This window comes from Desulfobacter latus, from assembly GCF_013389365.1.
Classification (GTDB): domain Bacteria; phylum Desulfobacterota; class Desulfobacteria; order Desulfobacterales; family Desulfobacteraceae; genus Desulfobacter; species Desulfobacter latus.
The window spans coordinates 1-3,497 of sequence record NZ_JACADJ010000131.1 but is presented as its reverse complement, the minus strand read 5'-3'; the positions used below and the strand labels follow the sequence as shown (position 1 = coordinate 3,497).

At 36.9% G+C, this 3,497-nt stretch carries 8 protein-coding genes; 2 read left to right on the top strand and 6 right to left on the bottom strand.

Translation table 11 applies throughout. The features are described from left to right. Nucleotides 1–66 precede the first annotated feature (66 nt). The 6 genes from HXW94_RS18290 to HXW94_RS19955 form a co-directional block, all read right to left on the bottom strand. Complete coding sequence (locus HXW94_RS18290) at nt 67–702, bottom strand: hypothetical protein (RefSeq protein WP_178368329.1); 636 nt, start codon at nt 700–702, stop codon at nt 67–69. A 275-nt stretch (nt 703–977) separates the two neighbouring features. Further along, nucleotides 978–1,118: a hypothetical protein gene (locus HXW94_RS18285; RefSeq protein ID WP_178368328.1), complete on the bottom strand. Its 141-nt coding sequence runs from the start codon at nt 1,116–1,118 to the stop codon at nt 978–980. Between the two features lie 321 nt (nt 1,119–1,439). Further along, a complete protein-coding gene (locus HXW94_RS19960; protein WP_281357877.1) occupies nt 1,440–1,568 on the bottom strand; it encodes a hypothetical protein in 129 nt (42 codons plus the stop codon). Beyond that, the gene (locus HXW94_RS18280; RefSeq protein WP_178368327.1) at nt 1,562–1,789 is read right to left on the bottom strand and encodes a hypothetical protein; all 228 of its coding nucleotides are present in this window, start codon (nt 1,787–1,789) and stop codon (nt 1,562–1,564) included. Before HXW94_RS18280 ends, HXW94_RS19960 begins: the two co-directional genes overlap by 7 nt. Nucleotides 1,790–1,818: 29 nt before the next feature. Further along, a complete protein-coding gene (locus HXW94_RS18275) occupies nt 1,819–2,013 on the bottom strand; it encodes a type II toxin-antitoxin system HicB family antitoxin (protein WP_178368326.1) in 195 nt (64 codons plus the stop codon). A gap of 15 nt (nt 2,014–2,028) precedes the next feature. Then, the gene (locus HXW94_RS19955) at nt 2,029–2,151 is read right to left on the bottom strand and encodes a hypothetical protein (RefSeq protein ID WP_281357876.1); all 123 of its coding nucleotides are present in this window, start codon (nt 2,149–2,151) and stop codon (nt 2,029–2,031) included. A gap of 172 nt (nt 2,152–2,323) precedes the next feature. Between HXW94_RS19955 and HXW94_RS18265 the strand changes: the two genes are divergently transcribed. Both HXW94_RS18265 and HXW94_RS18260 read left to right on the top strand, forming a co-directional pair. After that, nucleotides 2,324–2,887, top strand: coding sequence for an IS607 family transposase (locus HXW94_RS18265; protein WP_178368324.1), 564 nt, complete (start codon nt 2,324–2,326; stop codon nt 2,885–2,887). Then, a partial coding sequence (locus HXW94_RS18260) for a transposase (RefSeq protein WP_178368323.1) occupies nt 2,884–3,497 on the top strand: 614 nt, incomplete at its 3' end. The genes HXW94_RS18265 and HXW94_RS18260, both read left to right, overlap by 4 nt.

Genomic DNA, 3,497 nt, shown 5'->3' with positions numbered 1-3,497 from the left:
TTGGGGCATACTGGAAGACCTTCGTTAAAAACACACAATGTTAAACTTGCCTTAACTGATTGATTTTTAAGCATCTAATTCCTGCTTAAAGAATTGTTCAGTCGGCCGGGAAAATGGGAATGCGCCCCTGTAAAAATAATATTCGGGGTCTTTTTCTAATAGTTTGATAGATTTAGCTATTTGATCATATTTTTCTCGACAGAAATTACGATGAGCGTTTCTTCCGCGTGAGCTGATGTTATATGAATGCCCACTACGAGTTCGAAAATTTGGGCAATCAACTCGGTAATGTCTCAGCGCCTCATCAAGACGTCGTTTTTCAAATGCAATTTTTTTCTCAAACTGTGCTTGTATTTCTTTGTCTTTCTGCCTTTGAATCAGTGCCTGCGCTTCTTTTTTTTGCATTTGAACTTCAGCTGGATTAGATTCAATTTGGACATCAATCTCTTGTAGTTCTTGTTTCTCAACTGACTCATATTTTTTGGGAAAAGATACACTCCCTTTAGTTTCTTTATAAGTTTTTTCAATTTCTGAGTCCACTGCCGGGCCGGTATTCGAGAAACAAAGCACTCCGTTTGCGTCTCGATACATCACCATTTCGGCATAGGAGACAGAACTAAAAAGCATTATGAGACTGAACAAAAAGATTAGCTGAAACCCAATCCCTGCTATTGACATAATTTTTTCAGATAAATAGGCCATAAACTTAGCTCTTTGCTCCTTTTAAAATAGATCTTATCGAACTCCTTGATAAGAAATTTTGATTTGGCTAACAATTAATCAGGCAGAATGGGCCGATATGGTTATAAGCGACTTCTGTCAATTCGTTTTTAAATGAAACGGTTTAAAGAAAAAATCAAGTAAATGAAGCTTAAACACTCTCAGCCCAAAAATGCAACGAAAAATTAAAGTTTGGGGCCGTTCCCCAGTCGGAATAATGAAAACTGAGGAACGGCGTCAAAAAATCTTATGCCTTATCAAATAACCCTATCCATCACTTCTTGATTCTGTTCCAGTTCTTTTTTTGAGCCGAAACGCTCAATGGTGATTTTATAGTAATCACCGAGGTATTTATCACCATCATAACAATCAAACCTTGGATGGTAATCCTTGCTCACGAATCATTTCATGTAATGTATCAATGAGCCATTCAAAGGGTGTTGAAATCGACCACCTCTTTTACAATAAAATCAGCAACTTAACCCTAAAACCTTTGTTTTTGGATAACATATTGATTTTAATGAAGATAGTAGTCAAAATGAAACCTCGATTTCAACACCCTTATTCAAACACAGTATTTTCAGACTCAAGTATAACGTTGGGAACTTCATTCTCGTCAAAAACTTTTGATTCTCTCATGATAATAATCTCCTTGTAATAATAAAATTATCTTTGATTATACCAGCGATCTTTAAAAGGGCTGACACATATAGGATGGGTCATGCCCCTCTTATGATAAGGCTTTCAACAGCCTCTTTGATTTTTCCACGCTTGACGGCTGGTAAAGATTTGATAAATTTATTGGCCTTGCTGCTGATCTTGAATTCTTGGTCTTCATATTTTACCATTCGTTCATTGCTTCCTTGAGATCTATAGCATGGCCGTTTTCTAATTCTTCATACGCCTTTGTCCGGTCCTGTTCATCTGCATCAGATAAAAAATCCAGGTGTTGAACATCTTTAAGCCATAGATGAAAAGCTCTGACATCTATCACGGCCTTTGAATTACCTCCCGGCAGGAAGGAATTAAAAAAAGGCATTTTTTCTATATTGTCTTTGGGGGTACTCATTTGTTCTATTCTCCTATGCTCTTTTGTTCTTAAATATATTCCCCTTTAAGCCGGGTTTCTATTTCTTCCGGGGATGCGCATTCAAAAAACAGTTCAAGGGCTTCCTGCAAATTGTCTCTTGCTTCAGCAACGGTTTCCCCCTGACTGGCTATGTCCAGTTCTGGGCACAAGTAAACATACCCGGTTCCCTCTTTCTCAATGATTGCTGTAAGGTATCTTTTCATGATGTATCCTTTTTTTCAACTGTTGTCCGCGATAAGGGCTTTCTCTGCTATTGCCGGCAGCTTGATAGGTGCAAACATTGAAGCGGCATACAGGTATCCGTCAACCTCGGATTTGTCTTCATCAATAATACGAATCATGTTGAGTGATTCAGCTTTATTGTCAGGTAGGCTTTGATAAACCTTGCCTAAAATTAAGCTTGCCGGATTATCTTTGTTGTTAATGCAGATTACAAAAGTATTCAATTCTTATTTAAAATAATATACCTGAACATACTTGATTTATGGATACATATTCTGATATTAATTTCTAATGAAAAAATTATCAGAATATGCAAAAGAACATGGTATCCATTATAAAACAGCGCATGTTCATTTTAAAAAAGGTTTGATACCGGGGGCTTATCAACTCCCAACAGGTACGATAGTTATCCCGGATAGCTATCAAAGACCTGAAGGTGTTAAACGAACGGCCGTCTATGCCAGAGTGAGTTTAAGTCAGAATAAGAATAATCTGGAAAGTCAGGCATCAAGGGTCAGTCAATTTTGTTTGGCAAACGGATGGATAGTTAATCAAATAGTCAAGGAGTGTGCAAGTAGCTTAAATGATAAACGACCCAAGTTGATGAAATTGCTTTTAGACAAATCTATCAACAGAATCGTGGTTGAACACGCCGACAGATTGACAAGGTTCGGTTTGAATTATATTATCAAATTATACCCTGGTGAAATCGTCATTATCAATGAAGTTATTGAAGATGAACAGGATTTGATGCAGGATTTTGTGAGCCTGGTCACCTCTTTTTGTGCCCGGCTTTATGGCAAAAGAAGAAGTAAAAGAAAGACGGAACAATTAATCAATGAGCTAAGTAAATGATCAGAACCTCCCAGATAAATATCAATTATGCAAACAAAAATAAAATTGATCAATTGGATTGTTTTTGCAAGGAAGCCGTTCGTGTGATCAATCTTTATATTGATATTTTGTGGGAACAAAAAGAGTTCAATAGTAAATTCGTCAAGGATAAAGTCGATACCTGGTTATCGGCAAGGATGCAACAATGCCTTGGCAAGCAAGCACTTGAAATCGTTAAAAGTCAAAGAAAGAAAAAAAATAAAACAAAGCCGGTTTTTAAAAGGCACAGTTTTAACCTGGACAGCAGATTCGTCAAAATAGAACAGGATGTGAATAGTTTTGATATCTGGATCACCCTGACCTCTCTGGGCAATCGGCTCAAAATAGTTCTTCCGGGTAAAAAACACAAACATTTCAACAAATTTTCAGGGTGGAAACTGAAAAAATCGATTCGGTTGAGATGTGTCAATGGCAAATATTATGTTGATGTTTATTTTGAAAAGCCGCCGAAAAACAAAAAAAAGTTTGGTAAAGAGTTAGGGCTGGATGTTGGATACAAAAAACTGATCGCCACTTCGGATTATAAAACCTATGGTCATGAGATGGAATCTGTTTATGAAAAAATTTCTCG

What these genes read in the sequence shown, in the direction of transcription:
- HXW94_RS18290 (WP_178368329.1), bottom strand. Translation starts at nt 702, where the DNA reads ATGGCCTATTTATCTGAAAAAATTATGTCAATAGCAGGGATTGGGTTT.
- HXW94_RS19955 (WP_281357876.1), bottom strand. Translation starts at nt 2,151, where the DNA reads ATGATTCGTATTATTGATGAAGACAAATCCGAGGTTGACGGATACCTG.
- HXW94_RS18275 (WP_178368326.1), bottom strand. Translation starts at nt 2,013, where the DNA reads ATGAAAAGATACCTTACAGCAATCATTGAGAAAGAGGGAACCGGGTAT.
- HXW94_RS18265 (WP_178368324.1), top strand. Translation starts at nt 2,324, where the DNA reads ATGAAAAAATTATCAGAATATGCAAAAGAACATGGTATCCATTATAAA.
- HXW94_RS19960 (WP_281357877.1), bottom strand. Translation starts at nt 1,568, where the DNA reads ATGGTAAAATATGAAGACCAAGAATTCAAGATCAGCAGCAAGGCCAAT.
- HXW94_RS18280 (WP_178368327.1), bottom strand. Translation starts at nt 1,789, where the DNA reads ATGAGTACCCCCAAAGACAATATAGAAAAAATGCCTTTTTTTAATTCC.